This window comes from Halorubrum salsamenti, assembly GCF_007671685.1.
Taxonomy (GTDB): domain Archaea; phylum Halobacteriota; class Halobacteria; order Halobacteriales; family Haloferacaceae; genus Halorubrum; species Halorubrum salsamenti.
In genome coordinates, this window is sequence record NZ_VCNL01000002.1 from 173,826 (window position 1) to 200,432 (window position 26,607).

Sequence of the window (26,607 nt, forward strand, 5' to 3'; positions counted from 1 at the left end):
CGGGCTACTCCGTCTCCGCTTCTTCGACCGTTTCGTCCACTTCTTCGTCCGTTCCGCCCGCTTCGTCCGTTCCGCCCGCTTCGTCCGTTCCGCCCGCTTCGTCCGTTCCGCCCGCTTCGTCCGTTCCGCCCGCTTCGTCCGTCTCTTCGACCGCTTCGCTTCCGATCGCCGTTTCTCCCGCAGACGCCGGCGGCTCCAGCGTCCCCATCACCCGCCCGTAGATCCCGAATATCTCCTCGTACCCCTCTTCGCTCGCGAGGATCGGGACCACGCCCGCCTCCTCGACGCGGTGGGTGTACACGTCGTCCTCGGCGAACACCGCGCCCGCGGGGATCTCCTCGAAGTTGTCGAAGTGGACCGTCGGCTCGCCGCCCCCCTTCGGCACCTCCTCGTCGCCCGCGACGACCGTCGTCTCGGTGAACGTCGGCGGTTCGTCGTCGAGCGCGCCGTGCGCCCGGAGGAAGGCCAGACACGCCTCGTAGCCGAATTCGACGGCCTCTTCGCTGCCCTGTCGGCCGACCTCGATCGAGACGGTGTGCGGGATCGTCGAGTCCAGCGTCGTCCCGCGGAGCCCGCTCGCGTCGACGACGTAGTCGACGGGCATCGCCGTCACGCTCCGGCGCACCGACGGCGTGAGGTCGCTGTAGATCGCGAAGGGCGGCGGCGCGCTGTGGGAGGTGTGGAGCGCGAGCACCGCGTCCATTCCCTTCAGCTCGGCCGCGAGTCGCGGCGCGAGCGCCCGCTCGTACTCGTCGCTGTCGGCGTCGCCCGGGAACGCGCGGTTCAGGTCGGTGTCCGTGTACCGCGCTTCCGACGCCAGCGCCCGCTCGTTGGCGATGATCAGTCGGACCAGTCCGTCGCCGGCCCCGTCTCCCTCCGCGTCGAGCTCGTCGGCGAGTCGCCTGACGATCCGCTCGCCGGCGGGTTCGTCGCCGTGGATCCCGCCGACGATCGCGACGCGGGCCGAGCCCGCCGACCCGCGGTCGATCGTTTCCATACGCCCACTACGCGCCGGTCCGGATAAAGTGTCGCCGTTCCGAGCCGGAGCGACGGTCTGCGACCTACCGACCGAGCCGCTGGGCGAGGACCGCGCGGTACCGCCCCGCCAGCTCCCGCGCGACGAGCCGGTCGCGGGGGTCGACGCCGAGGACGTGGAGCGCGCTCGCGTAGGCCGCGATCCCGCCCGCGGCCCCGACGACGACCGCGGCCCGCCCGGGGACGACCGCCCGAATCGCCCGCATCGCGAGGAGGGCCGCGCCGCCGGCCGCCAGCGGAGTGAGGTAGGTGCGGTCGAACGGCCACAGCCCCTCGAAGCGACGCAGCAGGACGACCTGTATCCCGTTCTGCACCGCGATCGCCAGCGAGGTGCCGAGCGCGGCGCCGACGAGCCCGTACCGGACGACGAACGCGTAGGTCAGGGCGACGTTGAGAACGGCGAGCAGCCAGTCGAGCGCCATCCGGGCGTACTGGTGGTCGGTCATCATCAGGAGCCAGCCGGTCGCGCCCACCGCGCTGCCGACGAACACCCCGCCGAGGTAGACGACGAGGGGGACGTACCCGGCGACGTACGGCTCCCCGAACAGCCCGAGCAGCTCGCGGCCGTACACCACGAGCACGGCGAGGATCGGAATCACGCTCGTGACGATCTGACGCGTCGCCGAGGTGTACACCGCGTTGAGCGTCTCGGTCCGGCCGTCGGCGTACAGCTCGGAGGCGACCGGCGGCAGCAGCTGGTTGAACGCGAGGAGGGGGATCCACGCGATCGCGATCAACACGAGGACGACGTTGTACACCCCCGCGGCGGTCGCCGTCAGGAGCGCTCCGACGAGCAGCACGTCGACGCGGTTCTGGAACACCTTCCCGAGGCTGCTCATCGCGACCGGCGCCGCGTGGTCGTAGAACCGTCTCGCCTCCCGGCGAACGCCCCGAAGCGACGGGACGACCCCGGTCACCCGCGCGGAGAGCGGCGCGGCGACGATCGCGAGCAGCGCGGTCGCGACGACGATGCCGCCGGCGACGCCGACGACCGAGTAGCCGAGCGCCAGCGCCGCCAGCGCGCCCGCGAGCCGGACGCCCGGCCGCAGGAGCTTGTTGAAGGCGATCTCGCCGCGAGCGGAGCCGACCGCGCGGAAGACCGCAGACGCGACCATCACGACGCCGAGGGACCCGACGAGGAAGCCGAACGCGCGCATCGTCGGCGGGAACGCGGGGTCCGAGACGGTGAGCGCGTCGATCCGCGGCGCGGCCAGCCAGACCCCGGCGGCGATGGCGGCGCCGAACCCGAGCGTGGTGACGTACGCGAGCCCGGCGACGACCCCCTGTCGGTCGGGGTCGTCCGCGTACTCGGGGAGGTAGCGCTGGAGCGCCGGGACGCTCCCGAAGGTGACGAGCCGCGAGCACAGCTGGGCGATCCGCCACGCCAGCGCGTACACGCCGTAGGCGGCCGGACCGAGCCCCCTCGCGAGGAAGAACTCGGTCGCGGCGACGAGCGCGCGCTGGCCGGAGACGCCGCCGGCGGTGATCACCGCCCCGCCCGCTATCGTCAGGAGCGCCTCGCGCTCGTCGTTGGGGACGGTATCGGCGGGGGCGGCGTCGTCGGGGTCGCCGTTGTCGGGGACGGCGTCCGCGTCGCTCGCGGGACCGTCTGAAGCGTCGCCACCGGCACCGGCTCCGTCGTTCACGTGTCAAATTAACGTGATCCGGCTCGGGAGAAAAGCGACTCGTTTGCTCGTCGGTCGGTCCCGCTACCAGCGCTGGTGGACGTGCTCGCGGACGAACTCGTCGTACACGTCCGCGACGGCCTCACGGTCGGCCTCGCCGAGCGGCGCGAGGTCGCTGACGGCCGCGTTCGCCCGGACGTGGTCCGGCGTCGTCGAGCCCGGAATGACCGTCGAGACGGCGTCGTGGTCGAGGATCCAGCGCAGCGAGAGCTGCGGGAGCGAGAGGTCGTCGCCGGTCGCGTCGGTCGGGTCGTCGGCGACGGCGTCGACCCGCTCGGCGAGCGCGTCGGCGGCGTCGAGGCCGACCTCGTAGGGGACGCCGGCGAACGTCTCGCCCACGTCGAACGCGTCGCCCTCGCGGTTGTAGTTGCGGTGGTCGTCCTCGGCGAACTCGGTGTCACGCGAGAGCGCGCCGGTCAGCAGGCCGGAGGCGAGCGGCACCCGACAGATCACGCCCACGTCGCGGGCGGCGGCCTCGTCGAGGAACAGCTCGGCGGGGCGCTGGCGGAAGGGGTTGAAGATGATCTGGACCGATTCGACGCCCGGGTACTCGATCGCCTTGAGCCCCTCCTCGACGCGCTCGACGCTGACGCCGTAGCTCGCGACCTTCCCCTCGTCGGCGAGCGCGTCGAGCGCGTCGAACGTCTCCGGCTGATAGTAGGTGTCCGTCGGCGGGCAGTGAAGCTGGACCAGGTCCAGCGTCTCCATCCCGAGATTCTCTCGCGACCGGTTCACGAACCGGCGGAGATTCGCCTCGTCGTACCCGTCGGCGACGTGGGGGTCGAGCCGGCGGCCGGCCTTCGTGGCGACCGTCACGTCGCCGCTCGCGATGTCGGCGTCGAGCACGTCGCCGAGGATCTGCTCGGAGCGCCCGTCGCCGTACACGTCCGCGGTGTCGAAGAAGTCGATACCGGCGTCGCGGGCGGCCTCGACGGCCTCGACGGCCTCCGCCTCGCTCACGTCGCCCCAGTCGCTCCCGATCTGCCACGAGCCGTAGCCGACCTCGCTGACCGCGCCGACGTCGCCGAGCGTTCGGTGGTTCATGTACGCTCCCACTTGGGCGGGGCGAACGCAAGGGCGTTCCGGAGGCGGAACCGTCAGCGACGAGGGCGCCGAGAGCGACGACGACGGCGTGCGACCGACCCCGGGCGCCCGCGGCCCGCAGTCACGGAAGCTAAACCGCTCGACGCCGTACTCCGGCATATATGCAGTTCTGTGACGACTGCGGCTCGATGATGGTCTCTCGCGACGGGGAGATGGTGTGTCAGAACGACGACTGCGGCGCCACCACCGAGCGCGACGAGGCGCTCGCCGCCGAGTTCGAGTCGACGACCGAGCAGACCGGCGACGAGGTGATCGAGACGGAGGAGGGCGCGAACTTCGAGGGGAAGCCGACCGCCAACGACATCGTCTGCGACGAGTGCGGTCACGGCGAAGCGTGGTACACGATCAAACAGACCGGCGCCGCCGACGAGCCCCCGACGCGGTTCTTTAAATGCAAGGAGTGCGGGCACCGCTGGCGCGGGTACAACTGATCGGAGCCGCCAAAGAGCTGTTCCGTAGGTGTGTTTTGGTCCGAAGCGGCGATCGCTGAACGTGCTTCTCGATCGATAGCGGGAGTGAGTGTTGCAGATCGGGGGCGGTGATGACGTATTTAAACGACTGTGAGCGACAGCGACGGTCGCTTATAAATGGGTCTGCGGTGGCGCGCGCCCGTGAGCGGCCGACAGGCCGCGAACGGCGCCGCGCGAGGGAGTCGGCCGGCGCTTATAAGTGCCGGCCGACGAGGCTGGGGAGGCGTGAGGCTGCGGTTGCGGTGCTGGAGGACTCAAAGGGGCAGTCGCGAGGGCGAAGCACGCCGCAGTAAGCACCGCAGCGAGGGAGCGCTAGCGACTGAGCGAGGAGCACAACAAGGCGCGCGAGCCCTCGCGGCTGGGGCTTTGGAGACCCTCACCGCAAAGCCGTCGATCGCTTATAAACAGCCGACAGCAACACCGCGACCCGACTTATAAACGACCAATCAACCGCACCGATATACCTACTCCCGCTATCGATCACCGCTGGGTCTCTGTCGACCTCCCTGGAATAGCTGTATCAACGGCTACGGACGTCAACGGAGCCTTAGAATCCGTCCTCGAACGCGAACGTCCCGTTTCGCTGGACGACCTCGCCGTCGACCTCGATGACGGAGTCCTCGCTCATGTCGACGATCATGTCGACGTGCTCGGCGGACTCGTTGACCTCGTTCTCCCCGCCGACCGTCTCCGGGTACGCGGAGCCGACCGCCATGTGGACGGTGTCGCCCATCTTCTCGTCGAACAGCATGTTGTACGTGAACCGGTCGATCTGCCGGTTCATCCCGATGCCGAGCTCGCCGAGATGCCGGGAGCCCTCGTCGGTGTCGAGGATGCCGGAGAGGAGCTCCTCGTTGCGCTCGGCGGAGTGGGAGACGACCTCGCCGTCCTCGAACCGCAGCCGGACCCCGTCGATCTCGCGGCCGTAGCGGTAGAGGGGGAGATCGAAGTGGACCTCGCCGTCGACGCCGTCTCGCGCCGGCGCGGTGAACACCTCGCCGCCGGGGAGATTCGCCTCGCCGTAGTCGTTGAGCGTGGCGTTGCCTGACACGTCGAGCGTGAGGTCGGTCTCGTCGCCGGACTCGATCCGGACCTCGTCGGCGTCGTCGAGGATCTCGACCATCTCCGCCTGGAACTCGCGCTGTTCGTCCCAGTCGAGCGAGACGGCGTCCCACACGAAGTTCTCGTACGCCTCGGTGCTCATCCCGGCGAGCTGGGCGTGGCTCGCGGTCGGGTACTGCGTGAGACACCACGTCTTCGAGAGCCGCGTCCGCTTGACCTCCTCCATCGCGCGGTTGTAGGCCGCGTTGGTCTCCGGGTCGACGTCGGCGTCCTCGGTGGCGTTCGCGCCGCCGCGCGCGATGACGAAGGCGTCGGCCTCCTCGTAGAGGGCGCGGCGGTGGCTCGGCTCGGTGAACTCGTCCGAGGAGCGCTTGAAGGCGCGCTGGGCGCGCTTCGAGTAGTTGAGGTAGACGGGGTTGGCGCCGCGGTCCCCGCAGATCTCGTGGAGGGCGACCGCGAGGTCCTCGGCCTCCTTCGGCAGCTGGATGACCACGTCGTCGCCCGACTGAATGTCGGTGGAGTGGTCGGCGATGATCTCCGCGTGTTCGCGAACGCGTGCGTCCATACACGGGCTTTCGCGGCCGGGGAATTACGACTTTCCTTCCGGCGAGGCGCGCGGGGAAGCCGGCCGGACCGCGCTCGTGGACCGACAGCGACGCAACGCGTTTGACGCCCCGCCTCGTAGATTCGGGTATGTCCCGGCTCGCGTTCCGCGCGGTCGCGGCCGTCGTCGGCGTCGCCGTGCTCGCGGCGTACCTGACCGCGGCGCTGCTCGTCGCAGACGCGCTGCGGTTCCTCTGGGCCGCCCGCCCGGATCTCCCCGTCCTCCTCGCGCTGCTCGCCGCCACGACGGTCGGCTCGGCGTACCTCAGCTACCGGATCGGCACCGCGCAGATCCTCGCGAACCTGGAGGGCGAACGGGTGCCTCGGAAGCGCGCGCCCGACCTCCACCGTCGGGTCGACGCGCTGGCGGCGCGGATGGACGTCGACCGCCCGGACCTGTACGTCACCGACGCCCGAACGCCGAACGCCTTCGCGGTCGGCGGCGGATCGGGGAGCGGCGCCCTCGTGGTGGACCGGTCACTGTTCCGGGTCCTCTCGGCGCGCGAGGTGGAGGCGATCGTCGCGCACGAGCTGGCGCACCTGGAGGGCAACGACGGGTTCGCGCTCGCGATGGCCGACGGGGTCGGGCGCGCGCTCGTCGGGTTCGCCACCGTGCTCGCGCTGCCGGCGCTGCTGGCGCTCTCCGGGCTCGCCGTCGGCTCGGCGTGGATCCGCGGGCGCCCCGGCGACCGGTCCGGCCCCTTCGCGCGGCTCCACCGCGCGCTCGCGAACGCGCTGTTCGCCGGGTTCGTGCTCGCGACGCTCGTCGCTCGGTCGCGCTCGCGCAAGCGGGAGTTCGCCGCCGACGACCGCGCGGCCGAGGTGACCGGGGACCCCGTCGCGCTCGCGCGAGCGCTCCGGCGGATCGAGCGGGCCGCGGAGCCGTCGTGGCCCTTCGCGCCGCTGTCCACGTACAAGCGGACCGAGGACCCGGCCGAGCGGTGGCTGTCGACGCACCCGTCGATCGACGAGCGCGTCGAGCGCTTGCGTCGCCACGCGGCGGAGCGGGGGCCGACGCGACGGATTCCGGTCGGCCCGTCGGGAGGGAGGAGCAGACGGGGCGCGGGCGACTGAACCGGACTACAGCCCGTACTGCTCCCGCGTCGCGTCGCCGAGCCCGCGCTCGTCGAGCAGATCGAGGGGCGCCAGCATGTCGAGTTGGACGACGCCCGGGAGCCGACCGATCTGGACGCCGCCGGTGAAGGTGCACCGGGCGCGGATCTCGCCCTCGCTCATGTCGAGCAGCTTGCCCGCGCGGTCGAAGGCGTTCTGCGTGGCGTCGTTGACGGTGGCGCCGGAGCCGACGACCTGAATCGGGGCCATGTCGTCCTCGACGTCGACGCCGTGTTCCGCGCCGAGGTCCCGGCCGGCCGCGATCTCGTCTTCGTCGTACGGCTTGCTGATGAACGGCAGGTCCTCCTCGTTCGGGAGGAGTACGGGACCGTCGAGATCGAGGCCCTCGATCACCTCCACGTCCATGGTGACGGTGCCGCTCACGTCGGTGGTGTGGAGGGAGAGCTCGCCGTCGCCCTGGTTCGCGTGGAGGTCGCCGACGTACACCCCGCCGCCGTCGACCTCAACGGGGCAGATCAGCGTGGCGCCCGCGCGCACTTCCGGGATGTCCATGTGGCCGTCGGTTCGCTTCTCCAGATCGGCCTCGGTCTCGACGCCGTAGTCGTGGTCGGCGCCGATGAGGCTCTGGCCGAAGTCGCCGGCGTTGTGCGAGTCGGGCATCGTCACCGAGGGCGTCGTCCCGATGTTCCCGATGAAGGGCCGGAGGCGACCCAGCGTGCCGGGCATCCCGTCCGGCTCGTACAGCAGAATCGGGTGCTGTCGGGCGTTCTCGGGGATGTCCATCACGCGCTCGGCGTCGAGCGCGAGCTCGTGGGCGCCCTCCTCGTCGAGGGTGATCCCGACCGCGTTGTCGTGGTCGAACGCGACGGTGTAGCCGTACTCGAAGCCGAACGAGGAGGCGTTGGCGCCGCACTCGGCACAGCGGATCGCGTCCTCGCCGGTGCCCTCGACGACGGAGTCGGGCCACGCCGTCCCGCACTCCGGACAGCGGTGGTCGACGAAGGGGTCGTCGCCGAACGCGCCCTCGCGTTCCGCCATCGATCCCGTGCTTGTGGCCATGCTCGTCACCTCCACGTCGCGGATGTGGATCGCGATCGCGTCGCCGACCTCGGCGCCCTCGACGCGGATCGGGCGGGTCACCTCGTGGCCGCCCCGGAACGAGGGCGTGACCATCGGCCCCCAACACCCCGGCGGCGTGTACGTCTCCACCGTTCCGCCGTCCGCGACCGTGCCGGCCCACTCCTGATCGGGCCCGACCAGCCCGAGCGTGTACTGGTCGACGTAGAGCTCGTCTTGAACGCCTTGTTGTGACATACCACGTTACAGTTGGGGCGACGCGGGAATAACGCTACTGCTGGCGGAAGCGTGCGATCGGTGTGTGGCGGGCGGCGGACTTCCGCGGTCGCTTGCGGTCGTTTATAACTGCGTCTCGCCATATCTCCACCCATGCAGACCCACATCGTGCCGGTCGGGTTCGACTACGACCGCATGATCGCCCCGCTCATCCGGGACCAGTTCGACGTCGACCGGGTGATCCTCTTGGAGGGGACGGTCGGCAGCGAGGCCAACGTCGAGTACTCGCGCAACATCGCGCGCAAGCTCGAACAGGACTTCCGGAACCTGCTCGGTGCGGAGACGGTCCGCGAGCGGTTGGACGACGTGTACGACTACGACGCCGCCTTCGAGCGCGCCTACGACCTGATCAACGCGGAGCTGGACCGGGACGAGGGAGTCGCGGACTCCGACAAACGCGAGGTGTGGGTGAACCTCTGTTCGATGCCCCGGCCCGTCTCCTTCGCGTTCGCGACCGCGGCCCACTCGATCATGGTCGAGCGGCAGGACGACCGCGACCGCATCCACACCTACTACACCGCCCCGGAGAAGTACCTGGAGACCGAGCTCGCCGAGGAGCTCCGGGCGACGCGAGACCTCCTGCGAGACCTGGTCGAGGAGGAGGCCGTCGACGACGCGGTGGACGCCGACCGCATCGCCGACCGCCTCACGAGCACCACCGACCTGCTCGCGGAGTTCGACGAGCGCGGCACCACCATCGGCGCGAAGCGCATCGGCGACAGCCACGTGATCGAGCTGCCGGTCGCCTCCTTCCAGAACGTCAAGCCGTTCGAGGAGCTCGTCCTCTTCACCCTCGGCGAGCACGGCGAGTTCGAGTCGGTCTCCGAGCTTGCCGAGACGCTAGCAGACGACCTCAACGAGGAGTACACCGACTCGTTCCGCTCGAAGGTGATCTACAACGTCGACCGGCTCGGCCCCGGCGGCAAGGGATACATCGAGCGCGAGGAGCGGGGGAAGTCCTACCGGACCACTCTCTCCCGGATCGGCCAGCTGTGGGTGCGAGCGCACGCCGACGAGGACCGGGATTTGGCGTAATACTCGTTAGGTCTGGTCGTTTATTTTTAAGTGATCGTTGCTGGCGGATCGACGGTGAACGCCACCGAAGCTCCAGCCGCTCGGCGATACGCGATCGACGACGCTGCGGCGAACACCGCCAAAGCCCCAGTCGCGATTCCCGCTCGCTCCGCTCGCAGGAATCGCGACTGCCCCTTTGAGTCCCACCCTGACCGCAACCGCACCGGAGCCTCACACCTCCCCAGCCTCGTCACCGGACTGCGTCCGGTTGCAAGCGAGAGCTCCGCTCTCGCCCTGTCGCTGGCGGCGATCGCCGCCAGCGACTCCCTCGCGCGTGCTCTCGCCGGCGGCTTCGCCGCCGGCTGTCAGAGGGACCTTCGGTCCCTCACTACTCGCGGCCGCCGATGGCGGCCGCTTGCAGGCACGCGCCACTGCGACTGATTTATCAGTACCGTGACCGTCCCGTTTTTATTCGTGGGACGGGGAGACACACGCGATGAATCCGGCGCGGGACCCCGACGCGACAGACCGCGACGCCGCCGACCTCGACGGCGACTTCGGCTTCGCCGAGCCGTCGACCGACCAGTCGTTCGAGAACGCGCTCGCGAAGGCCCGCGACGGAACCCGCCTCTCCGTCGACGACGCGACCGAACTGCTCGCCACCGGCACCGACACCGAGGGGATCGACCCGGTCCGGAAGGAGGCGGTCCTCGAACTCGCCGACCGCCGGCGCCGCGAGGAGGTCGGCGACGAGGTCACCTTCGTCGCCAACCTCAACAACAACGTCACGACCGCCTGTAACACGGGCTGTCTGTTCTGTAACTTCAAGGACTCCGCGCACGCCTTCGAGGCCGACAGCGACGCCGACCACGCGGGGTTCACGAAGACGCCCGTCGAGTCCCGCGCGATCGTCGAGGACGCCCTCGACATGGGCGTCTACGAGGTGTGCTCGGTCTCGGGGCTCCACCCCGCGCTCGCGCTCAACGAGGAGCACCACGAGGTCCTCCGCTCGTACGACGACCCCGAGAGCGCGGTGAACTACAAGCCGCCGTCGGCGTACGCCACGGACCCGGGCACCTACGTCGACCAGATCGAGGCGATGTCGGTCGGCGGGATCCACGTCCACTCGATGACGCCGGAGGAGGCGTACCACGCCGCCCGCGGCACCGACTGGAACTACGAGACTGTGTACCGCGAACTGGCCGAAGCCGGCCTCGACTCCGCGCCCGGCACCGCCGCGGAGATCCTCGTCGACGAGGTCCGCGACGTGATCTGTCCGGGGAAGATCCGCACCGACGACTGGGTCGCGGCGATGGAGGGCGCGATGGCGGCGGGGCTCGACACCACGGCGACGATGATGTACGGCCACGTGGAGACGGTCGCCCACCGCGCGGAACACCTCGGGGTGATCCGCGACCTGCAGGACCGCACCGGCGGAATCACGGAGTTCGTCCCGCTCTCCTTCATCCACCAGAACACTCCACTCTACCGCCACGGCGTCGTCGAGTCGGGCCCCTCGCGCGACGAGGACGAGCTCGTCGTCGCGGTCGCGCGCCTCTTCCTCGACAACGTCGACCACGTGCAGGCCTCGTGGGTGAAGTCGGGCGACGCGCACGGGCTGAAGCTCCTCAACTGCGGCGCCGACGACTTCATGGGCACCATCCTCTCGGAGGAGATCACCAAACGCGCCGGCGGCGACTACGGCGAGTTCCGATCGTTCGACGACTACGTCGACATGATCACGGCGATCGGCCGGATCCCGGTCGAGCGTTCGACCGACTACCGCACTCGCCGCCGGATCGACCCCGACGACGGCCCCCACGGCCCGAAGCTCGGCCCGCGCGCCGACGGCACGCCGATGCTCCCGGATCGGTCGGCCGGTGGCTCGGGTCGCGGCGGCGAGTCGGCGGGCGCCGACGACTGAACCCCGATCGTCGGGCCGACACCTCCCCCGAGCGTCTCCAGCGCGCGGGAACCACCGGAATACTCTTAATATTGGTAAGCATTAACAAGGACAACATGCCCGCGTCAGACGCACCGGCTCCCGGCTCGGAGGGAGACGCGTCGTCCGAGGACGGCGACGGCGAGTCGGACCGCCCGAGGCTCGTGCTGACCCGCACCGACGAGCGGGTGCTCGCGTACCTCGACGACGCCGGGTCGGATTACCCCGCGTTCGTCGCGAGCAACACGGGGCTGTACGTCGATCACGTCGAGTCGCGGCTGGACGCGCTCGACGCGGCGGGGCTCGTCGAACGGGTGACGGGCGAAGAGGTCTTCCGAGTCACCGACGCCGGCCGCGAGGCGCTGCGCGAGGACTGCGCGGCGTGGTCGGACTGACGTTGTTCGGGAGTTAGCGTCCGAGGTCCGCGTGCGCCGACGAGAGGTGTCGGGAGCCGAGCGCCGCGAGCAGGGAGAGCTCGCCGGCGAGCGCGCCCACCGCGATCGCCTCCGCGAGCGCGTCGCCGTTGCTCCCGGCGGGATCGCCGCCGCCGCGGACGCCGAGGATGTCCAGCCCGGCGGCCTGCGTCGGGAGCTTCGTCCCGCCGCCGACCGTCCCCACTTCGAGGCTCGCGAGCGACACGGAGAGGTACAGGTCGCCCCCGGGCGTCGCCTCCGCGGTCGTGATCGCGTTCGCCCCCTCGACGACCTGCGCCTCGTCCTGCCCGGTGGCGAGGAACATCGCCGCGACCGCGTTAGCGACGTGGGCGTTGAAGCCGAGCCCGCCCGCCTTCGCGGAGCCGACGAGGTTCTTCCGGGTGTTGATCTCGGCGATCGACTCCGGCGTCGTGTGGAGCCGCTCCTCGACGACCTCGCGGGGTACCTCCACGTCGGCGCTCACGGAGCGCCCGCGCCCCTCGACCGCGTTGATCGCGGCCGGCTTCTTGTCCGAGCAGAGGTTCCCCGAGAGCGCGACGAGCGAGGCGTCGGTCTCGGCCTCGATCGCGTCGCAGGCCTCGCGGGTCGCGATGGTGACCATGTTCATCCCCATCGCGTCCTTCGTGTCGTAGCGGAACCGCAGGTAGACGTTGTTGCCGACGACGTACGGCGTCACGTCGAGCAGCTCGCCGTGGCTCGTCGTCGACTCGGCGGCCTCCCGGAGCGTCTCCTCGTTGTCCCGGACCCACGAGACGAGCGCCTCCGCCTCGGCCACGTCGGCGACCCGGAAGACGGGCGCGCGGGTCATCCCGCTCTTCGTCACCCGCGCGGTCGCCCCGCCGGCGTCGTTGACGACCGAGCAGCCGCGGTTGATCGAGGCGACCAGCGCGCCCTCCGTGGTCGCCATCGGGAGGTAGCGCTCGCCCGAGAGCGCGCCGCCGTCGACCGCGACGGGGCCGGCGACGCCCATCGGCACCTGCACGGCGCCGACCATGTTCTCGATGTTCGACCCGTGGGCGTCGGCCGCGTCGAACGCGTACTCGCCGAGGGCGTCGACGTCGGCGTCGGCGGTCTCGCTAACGAGGCGGCGCCGGGCCGCCGCGGCGGTGTCGGCGTCGGCGTGCTCTTCGAGCTCGTGGAAGCGTATCTCGCCGTCGCGGACGCGCTCCGCGAGCGACGCGGGGGTGGCGTCGGTCATGTCCGCGTCTCCTCGCGGCGCGTGCTAATGGTTGTCGATTCGGTGGGGGGACTCCAGAACCTCAGCGGCCGACGATCCCGGAGAGGCGCTCCCGGAGCGACTCGCCGCCGAGTTTGAGGTAGTAGGCGTCGCCGCCGTCCTCGTAGTAGTCGTCGATCCGGCGGACGACCTCGAAGCCGAGGTGTTCGTAGAAGCCGAGCGCCTCGGTGTTGGTCGTGCGAGCGTGGCAGGTGACCGATCGGTGCTCCTCGGCCACGTCGGCGATGAGCCGCTCGGCGTGGCCGCGCCCCCGGTGATCGGGGTGGACGGCCAGGAAGAGGACGTAGCCGTCGCGACGCACGGAGGCGAACGCGACGATCTCGTCGTTCTCGACGAGGAGGTGCGTCGTGGCCCGTCGGTAGGCGTCGACGAAGAACCCGCGTCGCTGTCGGAGGACGCCCTCCTCGGATCGGATCCGCTCTTTGAGTTCCCACGCCTCCGTGGCGTGGTCGGCCTCGCCGGGCGGTTCCGTCCGCTTTTCCACGTTAACGCTCACTGCAGGAAGCTAATACGCCAACGGAATATAACTCCACCGCCACCGGGGACGGTTGCGACGCCAGCCCGACCCGGTCCGTGGACGCCAGCCCGACGACGGAAGCGTTTTGTCGCGTTCGGTCGTGGATGTCCAGTAATGGACCCGCCCGCAACGGGCCGGCAGCGACTCCGTCACGCGTTCCTCACCGGCGTCGCTGTCATCGTTCCCTCCGTCATCACCCTCGCGGTGCTCGGCGTGGTGTTCAACGCGATCTACGACTACCTGGACGCGTTCTCGTCGGCGATCGTTCCGGTGTTGCCCGCGGAAACCCTCCCCGTCGGCCGCAAGGTCGCCATCGAGATCGCGACCCCGGTCGTGTTCGTCGCGTCGATCCTCGCGCTCGGGATCGTCGTCGAGTCGACGCGGTACGGGGAGCTCGCGGTCGAGTACGCTCACTACGGCATCGAACAGATCCCGGGCGTCGGCTCGGTGTACCAGGGGTTCAGACAGATGAGCGACGCCATGCTGGAGTCGGACACCGGCAACTTCCGGGAGGTCGTCCTCGTCGAGTTCCCGACCGAAGGGACCTACGCCCTCGCGTTCGTCACGAGCGAGGCCCCGGCGGCGGTCGCCGACCCCGTCGACGGCGGCGAGATGCGGTCGCTGTTCATGCCCATGGCTCCGAACCCGGTGATGGGCGGCCACGTCGTCTTCGTCCCCGAACACCGGATCGTCGACGTGGACCTGACCGTCGACGAGGGGATCCGGGCGATCGTGACGAGCGGCGTCGCGCTCGGCGGCGAGGGGGCGGACGCCGACGGGCTCTCGCCGGAGGAGCTCAAGCGGATCGGCGCGCGAAACCGGATCGGCTCAGCGTTTCGGTCGGAGTACGACGCTCGCACCGGGACCGAGACCGGGACCGGAGCCGACACCGGAACTCGGACTGAAACCAGGACCGGAGCGGAGACCGAGGGCGCGACCGACACCGAGGACCCGAGCCGCGACGAGGGTGACGACCGATGAGCTACGCCCTCCGTGATCACACGGCCGACGTCGCGGTCGAGGCGACCGCGCCGACCCTCGCGGCGCTGTTCGAGGCCGTCGCCGACGGGCTCACCGCCGCGAGCTGCGAGGCGGTCCCCGAGGCGGGAGACCGGTTCGAGTTCACCGTGACCGCCGAGAGCCGCGAGGCGCTGCTCTTCGACTACCTCGACCAGTTGATCTACGAGCGCGACGTGCGGCTCGTGCTCCCCGCCGATCACCGGTGTGCGGTTTCGGAACCGGACGATGCCGGGAGCGACGACGATGCCGGGAGCGACGACGATGCCGGGAGCGACGACGGCGCGACGTGGACCGCCGAGGCGACGGCCCGCGGCGTCCCTCTCGACGCCGTCGCGGCCCGGGAGATCAAGGCGGTCACGTACTCCGAGATGACTCTCGAACGGCGAGACGGCGAGTGGTACGCGTACGTCGTTTTCGACGTTTGACGACCGAACGCGCCTGAAAAATGCGATCACGTGAAAAACGTTATCAGCGAAGGAGTTCATTGTCACCGCATGTCACACACGGGCGAGAGCGACGCCGAGACGGGAGCCGAACCGGGATCAAGAGAGCCGATAGCGGAAGGCCCCGAGGCGACCGGGCGGCACTGGCGCGCGGGCGCCGTGAGCGGGCTGGTCGCCGGCGCGGCCATGGGCGTCGTGTTGCACGGGGCGTTGCGGCTCATGCCGACGATCGGCGCGCTCGTCGGCGTCGAGACGGTCGCGGCCGGCTGGGCGGTCCACCTGTTCAACAGCGCGGCGTTCGGGGCGCTGTTCGTCGCCGTCTTCGACCGGGGGTTCTTCGACGAGTTACGCGAGGACGTCGGGGGGTGTCTCTCGCTCGGCGTCGTACACTCGGCGCTGCTCGGCGTCGTCACCGGCGGACTGCTGTTGCCGACCGCGCTCGCGATCGAGGGCGCGACCTCGCTGCCGGTACCGACGCTACCGGTGCCCGGACTCACGGCGAGCTTCGAGTTCGGCGCGGTGATCGCGGTCGCGCACCTGCTGTACGGGCTCGTGCTCGGGCGAGTCTTCGCGGCGTTCACGCTCGCCGAAGGGGAGATCGGGTGGCTCCCGATCGACCCGGTCGACCGGTAGGCGGTCGCGGTGGGTCGACCGAGGTGGGTCGGCCGGAGTCGCTCTCGGCGGGACCCGCAGGCACCAGCGCCCGGTGACGAACCCACTCTCCGCCCGGTGACGCAACGCCCTTCTCCCCCCGCGACGAACGCCGGGTATGACCACGCGCGAGTTCGACGGGATCCGACTGGAGAAGGTGCGCGAGCACGTCTGGGAGATCCCCCGCGAGGGCGACATGAACGTCCCCGCGCGGGTGCTCGCCAGCGAGAGCCTGCTGGAGGAGATCGGCGAGGACGACTCGCTCCAACAGCTGAAGAACGCCACGCACCTGCCCGGGATGGCCGAGCCCGCCCTCTGTATGCCCGACGGGCATCAGGGGTACGGCTTCCCGGTCGGCGGCGTCGGCGCGATCGACGCCCGAACCGGCTGTATCTCGCCCGGAGCGGTCGGCTACGACATCAACTGCGGCGTCCGGATGGTCCGGACGAACCTCGCCTACGACGACGTGCGCGGCCGCGAGTCGGAGCTCGTCGACGCGCTCTTCGAGGCGGTTCCCTCCGGGCTCGGCGGGGGCGGCGTCATCGGCGGCGACGCCGACGCGATCGAGGGCGCCCTCGAACGGGGCGTCGAGTGGGCCGTCGAGGAGGGGTACGGGATCGAGAGCGACCTCGCGCGCTGCGAGGACGAGGGGCGACGCCCCGACGCCCGACCCGAGTACGTCTCTCAGAAGGCGATGGACCGCGGGCGCAACCAGATGGGGTCGCTCGGCTCCGGGAACCACTTCTTAGAGGTCCAGCGCGTCACCGACGTGTTCCGCGAGGAGGTCGCCGACGAGTACGGCCTCCGCGAGGACGGGATCGTCGTCCTGATCCACTGCGGGAGCCGCGGGCTCGGCCACCAGACCTGCAACGACTACCTGCGCCGGATCGAGAAGGAGCACGGCGACCTGCTCGCCGAGCTGCCCGACAAGGAGCTCGCGGCCGCGCCCGCCGGCTCCGAGCTCGCCGACGAGTACTACGGCGCGATGGGCGCGTGCATCAACTTCGCGTGGGTGAACCGCCAGCTGATCACCCACCAGGCGCGCGAGACGTTCGGCGAGGTGTTCGACGCCGACCCGATCGAGGACCTCGGGATGGAGCTGCTGTACGACGTGGCGCACAACATCGCCAAGAAGGAGACCCACGAGGTCGGCGTCGACGCCGACGGGCGCCCCGCGGTCGGCGACGAGGCGGTCGACCGCGCGGAACGGGAGCTGTACGTCCACCGCAAGGGCGCGACCCGCGCGTTCCCGGCCGGGAACGCGGACGTGCCCGAAGTGTATCGCAGCGTGGGCCAACCCGTGATCATCCCCGGCAGTATGGGCGCCGGCTCGTACGTGCTCCGCGGCGGCGACCAGTCGATGTCGGTGTCGTTCGGCTCCACGGCTCACGGCGCCGGCCGGCTAATGAGCCGAACGCAGGCGAAACAGGAGTTCTGGGGCGGCGACGTACAGGACGACCTCGAAGACGGCCAGCAGATATACGTGAAGGCGCAGTCCGGCGCCACCATCGCCGAGGAGGCGCCCGGCGTCTACAAGGACATCGACGAGGTGATCCGCGTCAGCGACGAGCTCGGCATCGGCGACAAGGTCGCGCGGACGTTCCCCGTCTGTAACATCAAGGGCTGATCGGCGTCCCGGACGCGCCGACGATTTATACCTGATACCGCGGCCACCCCACGCCGTGATGAGCGACCACTCGCGGAACGGCAGTTCGTCCGAAACGGCCTCCAGACGGTCCCTGCTCGGCATCGTCGCGGCCGTTGGGGGCACCGCACTCATCGGGGCCGGATCGCTCGCCGCGTCCACAGAACCGGCGGCCGCGATCGACGGCGACCCCGCGGCGTTCGAGGCGGGCGACGCCCCCACGGTCACCGGTAACGACGGCCGGATCGAGTCCGTCTACCTCTCGCCGAAGGTGGAAGTGTCGTGGACCGACTTCTCCGAGGGCGTCGAGCGCGTGACGCTCACGCTCGCCGTGGGAAGCGACGACGGCGTCGACGAGGTGTACCGCGAGACGCTCACGGCGACCGACCCGGAAGCGACGCCCGGAGACGTCGCGTCGGTCGGCGGGCCCGACAGCGAGCGGTCCGACACCGCGCCCGACTTCGACGCGGTCGACGGCGGTCTCACCGCTCGGTTCGAGCGCGCCGACGCGACCGCCCGGGGCGACGCGGTGACGAGCGAGACGCTCTCCGCGACCGAGCTGTCCGGTGGCGAAACGGACACGACGACGCTGGACGTGGTGTTCCGCGCGGACGTCGCCGGCGGCGGCGACGAGGCGACCGTCGTACGCACGGCGACCGTCGATCTGACCGTCGAGAACCCCGCGGGCGACGCGACGGCGGGCGGGTCGGTCGGGATCGACGCCGCCTGACGGGGTGTCGCCACCTGACGAGACGGCACCGCCCGACTGCGCGACGCCGACATCCCCGCCGGTCAGCGCTCCCGTTTCGCCTCCCGACCGAGGTGTTCCTCGACGGCCGCGACCTTTCGGTCGGCGGTCGTGTCTTCGGTCCGCTTGTCGTCGATTTTTAAGACCGTAGAGACGCGATCGCCGTCGACGGCGTCGTGAGCGGCCGCGGCCGCCGCGAACAGCGTCTGGGCGTCGTCGGCCTCGATAACGGTTCCCATCGGATTCGTCTCGTAGCTCACGTCGAACTCGTCGAGCGCGGCGACGGCCTTCGCGACCTCGCCGGACATGCTCCCCTCGATCACCGGCGCGACGCTCAACAGCGCGATAGCGGTCATACCTGTGCGTCCGGGCCGCGGGCACTTAAAAACGGACGCGGTAAAAACGGACCGCGGTGAGACGAACAGCGAACCGGCGGCGGCCTCGCCGCCGGTCGGGCGCCCGTCAGGCGCTCCTCACTCGAGCGCGTCGCGCAGGAAGGAGAGCTGGTGCCCGATCGCCGGCTCGAAGTCCTCGCCGAACGGGGAGAAGTGGTCCGCGGGCATGGTGACGACGGTCCCCCGCGACAGCGTCTCGCCCGCGTCGACGACCGCCTCGCTGTCGACGATGGCGTCGTCGGTACCGGCCAAGAGCAGCGTCGGCGCCCGGATCTCGTCGAGCCGTTCGACCGGGCGGTAGCTCGCCACCCGCAGCAGGGACCGGGCGGGCGTCTCGTTTCGCCACGTCGACTCGCGGTCGACCAGGTCGAGGTACTTCCGCTTCGTCCCCGACTCCGTGATCGCGGCGAGTTCCTCGGTGGGTCCGACGATCGGGACGGTTCGCCCGCGACCAAGTCGGTGGCCGAGCAGGTCGCGGACGACCGCAACTCCGGAGCGCGCGAGGTAGCGCCAGCCGCGGCGCCGGGCGATCGCTCGCCCGTCGAGCATCGGGACCGCGGCGATCACGGCGTCGGGGTCGCGCCGCTCCGCCGCGAGCGTGAGGACGTGCGCGGCCGACAGCGACGCGCCCCAGAGGACCAGATCGCGGCCGACCGCGTCGACCCGGCGGACGCGGTCGATCGCGGCCGCGTAGTCCGCGCGCTGGCCCTCGGGGTCGACGAGCTGCGAGTCGCCGTCCGACGCTCCGAACTCGCGGTAGTCGAAGAGGAACGCCGCGTAGCCGGCGTCTGCGAACCGCTCCGCGACCGCCGGGTAGCCGAAGCTCCGCTCCGCGCCGAGCCCCGGTGCCATCACGACGACAGGCGGATCCTCGCCGTCGCCGCCCGGTAGATAGAGAGTGCCGCGGCAGGTGTCGCCTTCGGCGTCGAACGCGAGTTCGCGGGTGGCGAACCGCTCGCGCGGCGGGCGGCCGAGGCGGCGCTGTGCGCGGTTCACCGGGTTCCGGCGGGTCACGCTTCGTCCCCGGCCTCAGCAGGATCGCCGTCCGCGTCCGATCCGTCGTCCTCGACGGGCTCGTCCGCGTGCGTCAGCGTCTCCAGCACCCGCGTCGAGAACTCGGTCTCGCTGATCTCGTAGGCGATCAGCTCCTCGAACCACGCCGCCTCCGCGTGCCACGTCCCGAGCACGTCGCCCGGTGCGCGGATCACGGTCCCCTCGACCCGAACGGGGTCCCACGCGTCCGCCTCGGCGCGGTCGATAAGCGCGTTGAGCGCGCGCCCGATCTCGCCGTGGTGTACCTCGCGGCCGGGGAACGCCGTCATATACGTGAGCTCCAGCGGGTCGCCGCCGTCGACCGCCTCGACGCTGATCCCGTAGCTGCGGAGCGTCGGCTCCACTTCGGTCGGTTGCTCGTCGCCGGTCATACGCGACCCACGTCCGGACGAGATAAATCGGTACCGGCGTCCGGGCGGCGCGGTCGCTCGATGCGCGAGAAACGGCTCGTTCCGAAAGCCGCGGACGGGGGAAGGCCGTCGCGATAGACGGCCGGGATCGGTTTTGTCAGAGGCACACGATTGTCCCGCGCGGCCACCTCGTTGTACTCCACGAAATTATATAAACTCTCGGGAGGGTCACCCCTCGGTGATCGGGCGGGTGGAAACCCGGCCCTCGGGCGAGTCGCCGGTTCCGGGCACCCTTTATCAGTGTCGCGTGACAGGATCCGATATGCTTCGGGGGACGGTGATTTCGCTGGCGCGCTCGGTCGACGGGGCGGGGGTCCTCGTCGTCGGCGGGTTCCTGACGCTGCTGACGTGGGTCGTCACCCCGGTCTGGGTCGGCGGATCGCTGGTTTTCCCCCCGCTCGTCCTGCTCGCGCCGCTGGCGCTCGCGCCCGCGTTCGTCGTCCGCGGCTACTTCGTCCGCGTCCTCGCCGCCGGCGTCGCCGACGGGAACGCCGACGGCGCGCCCCCCGTCGTCGCGTGGAACGACCTGTATCGGGACGGCCTCAAGTCCGCGCTCGTGAGCGCCGTCCTCCTCGCCCCGCTCGGGCTGGGAGTCGCGCTCGCGGTCCTCGCTGGCGGCGCTCTCGGGGCCGGTCTCGTCGATCCCGCACCCGTCACCGACGCGGTCCGAGCCGCCCTCGGCGAGGGGGGCGTCGCGGCCGTCGTCGGGGTCGCCGGCGGACTCGTCGGAGCGGTCGCGGCGGCGTACCTCCTCGCGTTCGCGTACGTCAGGCCGGCGGCGCTCGCGGCGTTCGCCGCCTCCGGACGCCTCCGAGACGGGCTCGACCCGCGCCGCGTCGCCGGCGTCGGCGGCTCCGGCGCGTACGCCACCGCGTGGGTCGTGGCGGCCGCGACGCTGGGCGCGGGCTACGCGCTGGCGGGGCCGTTCGTCCCGCTCGTGGTCGGCGCCGCGTTCGTCTTCGCCGTCCGCGTCGCCGCGTACGGACTGTACGGGAGGGGCGCGGCGGCGACGCTGGAGGTCGTCGACGCCGGCGAAGAAGGGGAGGCGACCGATCCGACCGCGGCGGAGGCGGCCGACCGGCCGACCGGCCTCGTACGTCCCCCGACTCCCGAGGTGCCGCCGGCAGTGCAGACCGGGCGGACCGTCCCGATCGGTGGGGAGGGGGGCGGCAGGGCGGTCGTCGACGGCTCCCCCTCTCACCGGACCGACTGCGCCTTCGGGGCCGACGGCGGGTTCGACTGGTACGCGCCCGACGACGACGAGTTCGAGTGGAGCGTCGACGTCGCCGATCCGAAAGACAAGCGTTGATACGCGGCGGGGGCGACGTTCGGATATGCGCATCTCCGAACGGGGCTACGGCGAGGAGGGCCGAGAGCGGCTCACCCTCGTCCCCGAGAACGTCGACGACCTCTGGCACCTCGCGCACGTCCTCGAACCGGGGGACCTCGTCGAGGGCGACACCACCCGTCGGATCCAGCGGAACGACGACCAGATGCGGGACACCGGCGGCCAGCGCGAACACCTGTTCGTCACGCTGGAGGTCGACGACGTGGAGTTCGCCCGGTTCGCCAACCGGCTCCGCGTCTCGGGCGTGATCGTCGGCTGCTCGCGGGAGGACCAGCTCAACGCCCACCACACGCTCAACGTCGAGGAGCACGACGAGATCACGGTGGAGAAGCACTTCAAGCCGGACCAGACCGAGCGGTTAGAGGAGGCGACCGAGGCCGCAGAGAACCCCGACGTGGCCATCGCGACCGTCGAGGAGGGGGCCGCCTACGTCCACACCGTCCAGCAGTACGGCACGGAGGAGTACGCCTCCTTTACCAAGCCGACCGGGAAGGGCGACTTCTCCCGGCCGCGCGAGGAGCTGTTCGCCGAGCTCGGCGAGGCGCTCGCGCACCTCGACGCCGACGCCGTGATCCTCGCTGGCCCGGGGTTCACGAAGCAGGACGCCCTCGACTACATCGAGGAGGAACACCGCGATCTGGCCGATCAGATCACCACGGTCGACACCTCGGCGGCGGGCGACCGGGGCGTCCACGAGGTACTCAAGCGCGGCGCGGTCGACGAGGTGCAGAAGGAGACCCGGATCTCCAAGGAGGCGACGCTCATCGACGACCTCACCGCCGAGATCGCGCAGGGCGCGAAGGCGACGTACGGCCCCGAGGACGTGGCCGAGGCGGCCGAGTTCGGCGCGATCGAGACCCTCCTCGTGGTCGACGAGCGACTCCGGCAGGAGCGGCAGAACGAGGGCGACTGGGAGATCGACGTCAACGAGGTGATCGAGTCGGTCGAACAGCAGGGCGGCGACGTGGTCGTCTTCTCCTCGGAGTTCGATCCCGGCCAGCAGCTCTCCAACCTCGGCGGGATCGCCGCGATCCTGCGCTATCGGCTGCAGTAGGCGGCCGGGCAGTTCTGCTCGGTCCGGTCGGTCCGTGAGGGTCGGCTCGAACGGCTCCGCCGAGAGTCCGGTGAAGAGACGCAGGGAGAGAAGATCGGACACCGGAGAGACTACTTCGTCCACCTGACCTCGTACTCGAGCTCGTACCGTCGGTCCCCGGTTTCCGAGTCCGTGAGGCGTTCGAGCTCGACTTCGAATCGGGGGGTTTCCGGGAGGGTGACGGCCTGATCCGCGGTATCACTCACTAACTGGACCTCCCCGGTTTCGATCTGGTCGGCGGCATCGCGTAACGCGGCGGCGATTTCCGTTCTCGTCGCTCGTTCTTCAGTTTTGAAAAGTTGTTCCTCAGTCATCGTCAGTATTCGGGTCGCTGAGCCCGGATGACGTCTCCGAGCTGTTGCTGTTCGTCGGCCAGCAGTTCCGTCAGGTCATCGGCGGTAATGATTCCGACGAGCGTCTCGCCCTCACAGACGGGCAGCCGCCGGACGCCGTGTTCAGCCATCAGGCTGGTCGCCTCGTAGAATCCCGCGTTGGACTCGATCGTACAGAGATCGTCGGTCATCACGTCTTCGGCCGTCCGAGTGGCCGGGTCAGCTTCCGCTCCGAGGACGCGAACGGTCAGATCCCTATCCGTGACTATCCCGACGGGCGTCCCGTCGGTCGTGATCAGAACGCTTCCGACGTTCTCCTCGTCCATGGTCGCCGCGAGCTCGGCCACGGGTGTTTCGGGATCGGCGGTGACGGTGTCGCTTCGTGCGAGGTCTTTGACAGGCATTGGAACTCCCTCCGTGAGCAAGTTCGCGGACCGCCGACTTCAAATTCATCACGATTCTTAACATCTTAGAATAGTATCAGCTTCGACGGACCGTCTGCCGGTGAAGGTCACTCCCCGGTCAGCGCCTCGCTCGCGGGCGCGAAGTCGATCGTCCGGCCCCGTCCCTTCTCGCTCGCCCGTTCATAGAGCATGTTCGCGGCCGCGACCGTCTCGATCCCGGTCCCGCCCGAATCGAACACGGTCACCTCGTCGTCGCTCGTCCGGCCCGGGTGCTCCCCGGCGACGACCTCGCCGAGATCGGCGGCGACGTGACCCCCGTCGACCAGCCCGGCCTCGATCGCCGCGAGGAACGACCCGGCGTCCTGCGTCGCTCGCGCTCGGAGGTCGGGGACGTAGGTCGCCCGCGCGACCAGCTCGGGCGGGAGCTCGTTCTTCTCCGGGTGGTACTGCCCCATCGCGGTGACGTGCGTGCCGGGCTCCACGTCGCCGTCGTCGATCACGGGGTCGCTCGCGGTGGTCGCGGTGACGACCACGTCGGCGCCGGCGAGGGCGTCGCTCGCGCTCTCGACCGCCGACACGTCGGCGTCGAGTCGCTCGTCGAACGCCTCTGCGAACTCGTCGCGGTTCTCCGCGGTCGGGGAGAAGACGCGGACCGCCTCGAACTCGCGGACGGTCGCGGTCGTCGCGAGCTGGCCGCTGGCCTGCGCGCCGCTCCCGATCACGGCGATCTCGGTCGCGTCCGTGCGAGCGAGCGCGTCCACGGCGGTCGCGCCCGCGGCACCCGTTTTAAACGGGTTCATCGACGCGCCGTCGAGCAGCGCGAGCGGCTCGCCCGACTCGGCGTCGAACAGCGGCGTCATGAACCACGCGTCCTCGGCGCCGAACCCCGCGGAGTAGGTGTATCCCCCCATCGCTCCCGTCTCGGGGAGCACCGCGGCGTAGGTCGTGAGCATGCCGGGCGGCTCGGAGTTGAGCAGTTTCGTCCGCGGCTCCGCGGGCGCGCCCTCGCCGATCTGGCGGTAGGCGTCGCGGACGACCGCGACGTAGTCGGCCGGTTCGGCGAGGTCGTCGACCTCGGCGCTCGTCAGGAACAGGGCGTCGGTCATACCGGTCCGGTCGGGCGCGGGGGACTAAACCGTACAGGGAACCGGAACGGCCGATCGGCGATTCGCGATCCGTGCGGCGAGACGGTCCCGTCAGTCGGCGCCGCCGGTCCGCGACCGACCGACCCCCGACCGACCCGCCCGCGATCGATCGGCAGAGCGCCCCGCGGCGCGGTCGTTCCGGACGCGCGCCTCGTCCGTGACTGGGGCCTTAACGAACACCGCGTGGGCCATGATGATCCCCGCGGCGAGCGCGCCCCCGGGAAGTGCCGCCGTCAACGACAGCCCGATCAGGTTCAAGAAGGCGGTCACACCGATCAACGCTGCCGGGATGAGCCCGAGAACGTAGTCGTAGTACCCAGTCATGATCCGATTAACACTACTGCAAAATCGCTATTAAATCTTTCTCAGGGTTCGACGTGACACCTCGAGTGATCACGCAGAACGATCTCATAAGTTATGACGACGTATTCATCGAGGCGGTAGGTGATGACGTGACGGCGATAATCGGTCGCAGATCGCGATCGGAGTGGGTCCGAAAAGCGAGTTCGAAACCGTGAACGCGGGGTCGAGACGTCGACGCGACCGCCTCAGAACTCGACCGCGACCGCCTACCGGAACCGGAAGTACAGCGCGCGCCAGCCGCCGAGCGCGACCGATCCGAGGACGAGCATGACGGCCGCGAATGTGAGCGCGGCGCTCCCGCGGAAGACGAACTCTCGGAGCGCCAGCCCGACGATCGCCGCCGGGATCCACGACCGAATCACGAGCGGGACCGACGACTTCGCGGTCTCGACGGCGCCGGCCGAGTAGGCGCCGATCAGGGGCGCGACGAGGAGCCACCCGATCAGGAAGGGAGCGTACACTTCGAGCAGGTAGAGGGGGTTCGCGGACAGGAACTCGACGGTGCTGTGGTTGAGCGCGCCGATCGTCAACAGGACGATCAGCGCGATCAGGTCGCCGACCGCGAGGGGAGCGGCGTCGCGGTCGAGGCGCGTTTCGAGGAACGACGAGTCAGCCATGTCGACCCGTCGGGGCCCCCCCTACTTTGTACGTACGGATTCGGTCCGGCGGTCGAGCGGGGCCGCCGCCCGCGACGCCGCCGATTGGTACCGGGCTACTCGTACAGCGGGTACTCGTCGCACAGCTCGACGACGCGCTCGCCGACCTCGTAGATCACGTCGTCGCTGTCGACGTTGTCGACGACGCGGTGGATGAGGTCGCCGACCTCCCTGATCGCGTCCGCGTCGAAGCCGCGGGTGGTGACTCCGGCGGTGCCGACGCGAATACCCGAGGGGTTGAACGGCGATCGGGTCTCGCCGGGGACCGTGTTCCCGTTGAGGACGATGTTCGCGGCCGCGAGCGCGTCCGCGGCGTCGCCGCCCGGCAGGTCCGGGTGCGAGTCGCGGAGGTCGACCAGGACGAGATGGTTGTCGGTGCCGCCGGAGACGAGAGTGAACCCGTGGTCCTGCAGCGTCTCGGCGAGCACGTCGGCGTTGTCGACCACGTTCTGCGCGTACTCGTCGAACGAGGGGTCGAGGGCCTCCTTGAACCCGACGGCCTTGCCGGCGATGTTGTGCATGAGGGGACCGCCCTGTCCGCCGGGGAACACCGCCTTGTCGATGTCGTCGGCGAACCGCTCGTCGCACATCACGATCCCGCCGCGGCCGGCGCGGATCGTCTTGTGCGTCGAGCCGGTGACGAAGTCGGCGACGCCGACCGGCGAGGGGTGGACGCCGGCGGCGACGAGACCGGTGATATGGGCGATATCGGCGAGGTGGTAGGCGTCGACGGCGTCGGCGGCCGCCTGGATCTCCTCCCAGTCGACCGTGCGCGGGTACGCGGAGTAGCCGGAGACGACGATGTCCGGCTCGAACTCCTCGGCGGTCTCACGGAGCCCCTCGTAGTCGATGTAGCCGGTGTCGGCGTCGACCTCGTACTGCTCGACCTCGTAGATCTGCCCGGTGAAGTTCGCGGGGTGGCCGTGCGAGAGGTGACCGCCGTGGTTCAGGTCCAGCGAGAGGATCTTGTCGCCGGGGTCGAGCATGGCGTAGTAGACGGCCTGGTTCGCCTGCGTCCCGGAGTGAGGCTGGACGTTGACGTGGTCGGCGCCCCACAGCTCCTTCGCGCGTTCGATCGCGAGCTCCTCGACGTCGTCGGCGTACTCGCAGCCGGCGTAGTACCGCCCGCCTGGATAGCCCTCGGCGTACTTGTTCGTGAGGACGCTCCCCTGCGCCTCCATCACCGCCTCACTGACGTGGTTCTCGCTGGCGATCATCGCGAGCGTCTGCTCCTGCCTGTCGCGCTCCCCGGCCAGCGCGTCGGCGACCGCGGGATCGACCTCCCGGACGTGCTCGTGGTCCATGTAGGAACCCCCGTCCGATCGCGCATTAATCCTTGCGTCACGTCGGTGGCCTCGACGCCTCGCTCGG

General features: G+C 70.2%; 28 protein-coding genes. 12 read left to right on the plus strand and 16 right to left on the minus strand.

Features of this window, described 5'->3' with window-relative positions:
- Positions 1 to 4: 4 nt before the first annotated feature.
- The 3 genes from FGL94_RS05510 to FGL94_RS05520 form a co-directional block, all read right to left on the minus strand.
- The gene (locus FGL94_RS05510; protein ID WP_144921898.1) at positions 5 to 997 is read right to left on the minus strand and encodes a M14 family metallopeptidase; all 993 of its coding nucleotides are present in this window, start codon (positions 995 to 997) and stop codon (positions 5 to 7) included.
- A 64-nt stretch (positions 998 to 1,061) separates the two neighbouring features.
- A complete protein-coding gene (locus FGL94_RS05515) occupies positions 1,062 to 2,681 on the minus strand; it encodes a lipopolysaccharide biosynthesis protein (RefSeq protein WP_144921900.1) in 1,620 nt (539 codons plus the stop codon).
- A 63-nt stretch (positions 2,682 to 2,744) separates the two neighbouring features.
- A complete protein-coding gene (locus FGL94_RS05520) occupies positions 2,745 to 3,764 on the minus strand; it encodes an aldo/keto reductase (protein ID WP_144921901.1) in 1,020 nt (339 codons plus the stop codon).
- A 161-nt stretch (positions 3,765 to 3,925) separates the two neighbouring features.
- Here FGL94_RS05520 and FGL94_RS05525 point away from each other — a divergent pair, with 161 nt between their 5' ends.
- A complete protein-coding gene (locus tag FGL94_RS05525) occupies positions 3,926 to 4,255 on the plus strand; it encodes a transcription factor S (RefSeq protein ID WP_099256220.1) in 330 nt (109 codons plus the stop codon).
- 586 nt (positions 4,256 to 4,841) lie between these two features.
- Here FGL94_RS05525 and FGL94_RS05530 read toward each other — a convergent pair.
- Positions 4,842 to 5,921: an aminopeptidase gene (locus tag FGL94_RS05530; protein ID WP_144921904.1), complete on the minus strand. Its 1,080-nt coding sequence runs from the start codon at positions 5,919 to 5,921 to the stop codon at positions 4,842 to 4,844.
- Between the two features lie 128 nt (positions 5,922 to 6,049).
- Here FGL94_RS05530 and FGL94_RS05535 point away from each other — a divergent pair, with 128 nt between their 5' ends.
- Positions 6,050 to 7,033: a M48 family metallopeptidase gene (locus FGL94_RS05535; protein WP_144921906.1), complete on the plus strand. Its 984-nt coding sequence runs from the start codon at positions 6,050 to 6,052 to the stop codon at positions 7,031 to 7,033.
- Positions 7,034 to 7,039: 6 nt separating this feature from the next.
- Here FGL94_RS05535 and FGL94_RS05540 read toward each other — a convergent pair whose 3' ends face one another.
- On the minus strand, positions 7,040 to 8,347 hold the full coding sequence (locus FGL94_RS05540; protein WP_144921909.1) for an acetamidase/formamidase family protein: 1,308 nt from the start codon (positions 8,345 to 8,347) through the stop codon (positions 7,040 to 7,042).
- A gap of 132 nt (positions 8,348 to 8,479) precedes the next feature.
- Here FGL94_RS05540 and FGL94_RS05545 point away from each other — a divergent pair, with 132 nt between their 5' ends.
- The 3 genes from FGL94_RS05545 (at position 8,480) to FGL94_RS05555 (ending at position 11,737) form a co-directional block, all read left to right on the plus strand.
- Positions 8,480 to 9,421: an HFX_2341 family transcriptional regulator gene (locus tag FGL94_RS05545; protein WP_144921911.1), complete on the plus strand. Its 942-nt coding sequence runs from the start codon at positions 8,480 to 8,482 to the stop codon at positions 9,419 to 9,421.
- Positions 9,422 to 9,896: 475 nt separating this feature from the next.
- The gene (cofH, locus tag FGL94_RS05550; RefSeq protein WP_144921913.1) at positions 9,897 to 11,324 is read left to right on the plus strand and encodes a 7,8-didemethyl-8-hydroxy-5-deazariboflavin synthase subunit CofH; all 1,428 of its coding nucleotides are present in this window, start codon (positions 9,897 to 9,899) and stop codon (positions 11,322 to 11,324) included.
- Positions 11,325 to 11,419: 95 nt separating this feature from the next.
- Positions 11,420 to 11,737 (plus strand): DUF2250 domain-containing protein, encoded by a 318-nt coding sequence (locus tag FGL94_RS05555; protein WP_144921916.1) that lies wholly within the window; start codon positions 11,420 to 11,422, stop codon positions 11,735 to 11,737.
- 13 nt (positions 11,738 to 11,750) lie between these two features.
- Here FGL94_RS05555 and hmgA read toward each other — a convergent pair whose 3' ends face one another.
- Together hmgA and FGL94_RS05565 are read right to left on the minus strand one after the other, a co-directional pair.
- Positions 11,751 to 12,974 carry a hydroxymethylglutaryl-CoA reductase (NADPH) gene (hmgA, locus tag FGL94_RS05560; RefSeq protein ID WP_144921918.1) on the minus strand — a complete coding sequence of 408 codons (1,224 nt, stop codon included), beginning with the start codon at positions 12,972 to 12,974 and terminating at the stop codon, positions 11,751 to 11,753.
- Between the two features lie 61 nt (positions 12,975 to 13,035).
- The gene (locus tag FGL94_RS05565; protein WP_144921919.1) at positions 13,036 to 13,509 is read right to left on the minus strand and encodes a GNAT family N-acetyltransferase; all 474 of its coding nucleotides are present in this window, start codon (positions 13,507 to 13,509) and stop codon (positions 13,036 to 13,038) included.
- A 135-nt stretch (positions 13,510 to 13,644) separates the two neighbouring features.
- Between FGL94_RS05565 and FGL94_RS05570 the strand changes: the two genes are divergently transcribed.
- From FGL94_RS05570 to FGL94_RS05590, 5 genes are all read left to right on the plus strand, one after another.
- The gene (locus FGL94_RS05570; RefSeq protein ID WP_144921922.1) at positions 13,645 to 14,511 is read left to right on the plus strand and encodes a DUF502 domain-containing protein; all 867 of its coding nucleotides are present in this window, start codon (positions 13,645 to 13,647) and stop codon (positions 14,509 to 14,511) included.
- A complete protein-coding gene (locus FGL94_RS05575) occupies positions 14,508 to 14,975 on the plus strand; it encodes an archease (protein WP_144921924.1) in 468 nt (155 codons plus the stop codon). The genes FGL94_RS05570 and FGL94_RS05575 overlap by 4 nt, the downstream gene beginning before the upstream one ends.
- A gap of 69 nt (positions 14,976 to 15,044) precedes the next feature.
- Positions 15,045 to 15,626, plus strand: coding sequence for a hypothetical protein (locus FGL94_RS05580; protein ID WP_144921926.1), 582 nt, complete (start codon positions 15,045 to 15,047; stop codon positions 15,624 to 15,626).
- Between the two features lie 136 nt (positions 15,627 to 15,762).
- On the plus strand, positions 15,763 to 17,271 hold the full coding sequence (locus FGL94_RS05585) for an RtcB family protein (protein ID WP_144921929.1): 1,509 nt from the start codon (positions 15,763 to 15,765) through the stop codon (positions 17,269 to 17,271).
- 58 nt (positions 17,272 to 17,329) lie between these two features.
- Complete coding sequence (locus FGL94_RS05590) at positions 17,330 to 18,019, plus strand: hypothetical protein (protein ID WP_144921931.1); 690 nt, start codon at positions 17,330 to 17,332, stop codon at positions 18,017 to 18,019.
- Positions 18,020 to 18,081: 62 nt separating this feature from the next.
- Here the strand turns inward: FGL94_RS05590 and FGL94_RS05595 are convergent, their stop codons facing one another.
- The 3 genes from FGL94_RS05595 to FGL94_RS05605 form a co-directional block, all read right to left on the minus strand.
- Positions 18,082 to 18,393: an MTH1187 family thiamine-binding protein gene (locus tag FGL94_RS05595; RefSeq protein ID WP_144921934.1), complete on the minus strand. Its 312-nt coding sequence runs from the start codon at positions 18,391 to 18,393 to the stop codon at positions 18,082 to 18,084.
- 117 nt (positions 18,394 to 18,510) lie between these two features.
- Positions 18,511 to 19,446: an alpha/beta hydrolase gene (locus FGL94_RS05600; protein ID WP_144921936.1), complete on the minus strand. Its 936-nt coding sequence runs from the start codon at positions 19,444 to 19,446 to the stop codon at positions 18,511 to 18,513.
- Positions 19,443 to 19,856, minus strand: coding sequence for a hypothetical protein (locus tag FGL94_RS05605; RefSeq protein ID WP_144921938.1), 414 nt, complete (start codon positions 19,854 to 19,856; stop codon positions 19,443 to 19,445). The genes FGL94_RS05600 and FGL94_RS05605 overlap by 4 nt, the downstream gene beginning before the upstream one ends.
- Before the next feature lie 301 nt (positions 19,857 to 20,157).
- On the opposite strand from FGL94_RS05605, the gene FGL94_RS05610 reads away from it, so the two are divergent.
- Together FGL94_RS05610 and FGL94_RS05615 are read left to right on the plus strand one after the other, a co-directional pair.
- A complete protein-coding gene (locus FGL94_RS05610) occupies positions 20,158 to 21,204 on the plus strand; it encodes a DUF4013 domain-containing protein (RefSeq protein ID WP_144921941.1) in 1,047 nt (348 codons plus the stop codon).
- A 25-nt stretch (positions 21,205 to 21,229) separates the two neighbouring features.
- A complete protein-coding gene (locus tag FGL94_RS05615) occupies positions 21,230 to 22,297 on the plus strand; it encodes an mRNA surveillance protein pelota (protein ID WP_144921943.1) in 1,068 nt (355 codons plus the stop codon).
- Positions 22,298 to 22,407: 110 nt separating this feature from the next.
- On the opposite strand, the gene FGL94_RS05620 is transcribed toward FGL94_RS05615, so the two are convergent.
- From FGL94_RS05620 to glyA, 6 genes are all read right to left on the minus strand, one after another.
- Positions 22,408 to 22,650 (minus strand): amphi-Trp domain-containing protein, encoded by a 243-nt coding sequence (locus tag FGL94_RS05620; RefSeq protein ID WP_144921945.1) that lies wholly within the window; start codon positions 22,648 to 22,650, stop codon positions 22,408 to 22,410.
- A 2-nt stretch (positions 22,651 to 22,652) separates the two neighbouring features.
- Positions 22,653 to 23,072: a CBS domain-containing protein gene (locus tag FGL94_RS05625; protein ID WP_144921948.1), complete on the minus strand. Its 420-nt coding sequence runs from the start codon at positions 23,070 to 23,072 to the stop codon at positions 22,653 to 22,655.
- Positions 23,073 to 23,179: 107 nt separating this feature from the next.
- Complete coding sequence (locus tag FGL94_RS05630) at positions 23,180 to 24,178, minus strand: ornithine cyclodeaminase family protein (protein ID WP_144921950.1); 999 nt, start codon at positions 24,176 to 24,178, stop codon at positions 23,180 to 23,182.
- A 90-nt stretch (positions 24,179 to 24,268) separates the two neighbouring features.
- Complete coding sequence (locus FGL94_RS05635) at positions 24,269 to 24,541, minus strand: hypothetical protein (protein ID WP_144921952.1); 273 nt, start codon at positions 24,539 to 24,541, stop codon at positions 24,269 to 24,271.
- 245 nt (positions 24,542 to 24,786) lie between these two features.
- Entirely contained in the window at positions 24,787 to 25,197 is a 411-nt protein-coding gene (locus tag FGL94_RS05640) for a DUF3054 domain-containing protein (protein WP_144921955.1), read from the minus strand.
- 95 nt (positions 25,198 to 25,292) lie between these two features.
- Positions 25,293 to 26,540: a serine hydroxymethyltransferase gene (glyA, locus tag FGL94_RS05645; RefSeq protein WP_144921957.1), complete on the minus strand. Its 1,248-nt coding sequence runs from the start codon at positions 26,538 to 26,540 to the stop codon at positions 25,293 to 25,295.
- Positions 26,541 to 26,607: the final 67 nt, after the last annotated feature.

Bases quoted from the DNA above. Each gene is read 5' to 3' on its own strand.
- FGL94_RS05570 (WP_144921922.1), top strand. From the start codon at position 13,645: ATGGACCCGCCCGCAACGGGCCGGCAGCGACTCCGTCACGCGTTCCTC.
- FGL94_RS05635 (WP_144921952.1), bottom strand. From the start codon at position 24,541: ATGACTGGGTACTACGACTACGTTCTCGGGCTCATCCCGGCAGCGTTG.
- FGL94_RS05620 (WP_144921945.1), bottom strand. From the start codon at position 22,650: ATGACTGAGGAACAACTTTTCAAAACTGAAGAACGAGCGACGAGAACG.
- hmgA (WP_144921918.1), bottom strand. From the start codon at position 12,974: ATGACCGACGCCACCCCCGCGTCGCTCGCGGAGCGCGTCCGCGACGGC.
- FGL94_RS05640 (WP_144921955.1), bottom strand. From the start codon at position 25,197: ATGGCTGACTCGTCGTTCCTCGAAACGCGCCTCGACCGCGACGCCGCT.
- FGL94_RS05540 (WP_144921909.1), bottom strand. From the start codon at position 8,347: ATGTCACAACAAGGCGTTCAAGACGAGCTCTACGTCGACCAGTACACG.
- FGL94_RS05625 (WP_144921948.1), bottom strand. From the start codon at position 23,072: ATGCCTGTCAAAGACCTCGCACGAAGCGACACCGTCACCGCCGATCCC.
- FGL94_RS05530 (WP_144921904.1), bottom strand. From the start codon at position 5,921: ATGGACGCACGCGTTCGCGAACACGCGGAGATCATCGCCGACCACTCC.
- FGL94_RS05580 (WP_144921926.1), top strand. From the start codon at position 15,045: ATGTCACACACGGGCGAGAGCGACGCCGAGACGGGAGCCGAACCGGGA.
- FGL94_RS05610 (WP_144921941.1), top strand. From the start codon at position 20,158: ATGCTTCGGGGGACGGTGATTTCGCTGGCGCGCTCGGTCGACGGGGCG.
- FGL94_RS05615 (WP_144921943.1), top strand. From the start codon at position 21,230: ATGCGCATCTCCGAACGGGGCTACGGCGAGGAGGGCCGAGAGCGGCTC.
- FGL94_RS05585 (WP_144921929.1), top strand. From the start codon at position 15,763: ATGACCACGCGCGAGTTCGACGGGATCCGACTGGAGAAGGTGCGCGAG.
- glyA (WP_144921957.1), bottom strand. From the start codon at position 26,540: ATGGACCACGAGCACGTCCGGGAGGTCGATCCCGCGGTCGCCGACGCG.
- FGL94_RS05630 (WP_144921950.1), bottom strand. From the start codon at position 24,178: ATGACCGACGCCCTGTTCCTGACGAGCGCCGAGGTCGACGACCTCGCC.
- FGL94_RS05535 (WP_144921906.1), top strand. From the start codon at position 6,050: ATGTCCCGGCTCGCGTTCCGCGCGGTCGCGGCCGTCGTCGGCGTCGCC.
- FGL94_RS05525 (WP_099256220.1), top strand. From the start codon at position 3,926: ATGCAGTTCTGTGACGACTGCGGCTCGATGATGGTCTCTCGCGACGGG.
- FGL94_RS05575 (WP_144921924.1), top strand. From the start codon at position 14,508: ATGAGCTACGCCCTCCGTGATCACACGGCCGACGTCGCGGTCGAGGCG.
- FGL94_RS05510 (WP_144921898.1), bottom strand. From the start codon at position 997: ATGGAAACGATCGACCGCGGGTCGGCGGGCTCGGCCCGCGTCGCGATC.
- FGL94_RS05520 (WP_144921901.1), bottom strand. From the start codon at position 3,764: ATGAACCACCGAACGCTCGGCGACGTCGGCGCGGTCAGCGAGGTCGGC.
- FGL94_RS05595 (WP_144921934.1), bottom strand. From the start codon at position 18,393: ATGACCGCTATCGCGCTGTTGAGCGTCGCGCCGGTGATCGAGGGGAGC.
- cofH (WP_144921913.1), top strand. From the start codon at position 9,897: ATGAATCCGGCGCGGGACCCCGACGCGACAGACCGCGACGCCGCCGAC.
- FGL94_RS05590 (WP_144921931.1), top strand. From the start codon at position 17,330: ATGAGCGACCACTCGCGGAACGGCAGTTCGTCCGAAACGGCCTCCAGA.
- FGL94_RS05555 (WP_144921916.1), top strand. From the start codon at position 11,420: ATGCCCGCGTCAGACGCACCGGCTCCCGGCTCGGAGGGAGACGCGTCG.
- FGL94_RS05605 (WP_144921938.1), bottom strand. From the start codon at position 19,856: ATGACCGGCGACGAGCAACCGACCGAAGTGGAGCCGACGCTCCGCAGC.
- FGL94_RS05545 (WP_144921911.1), top strand. From the start codon at position 8,480: ATGCAGACCCACATCGTGCCGGTCGGGTTCGACTACGACCGCATGATC.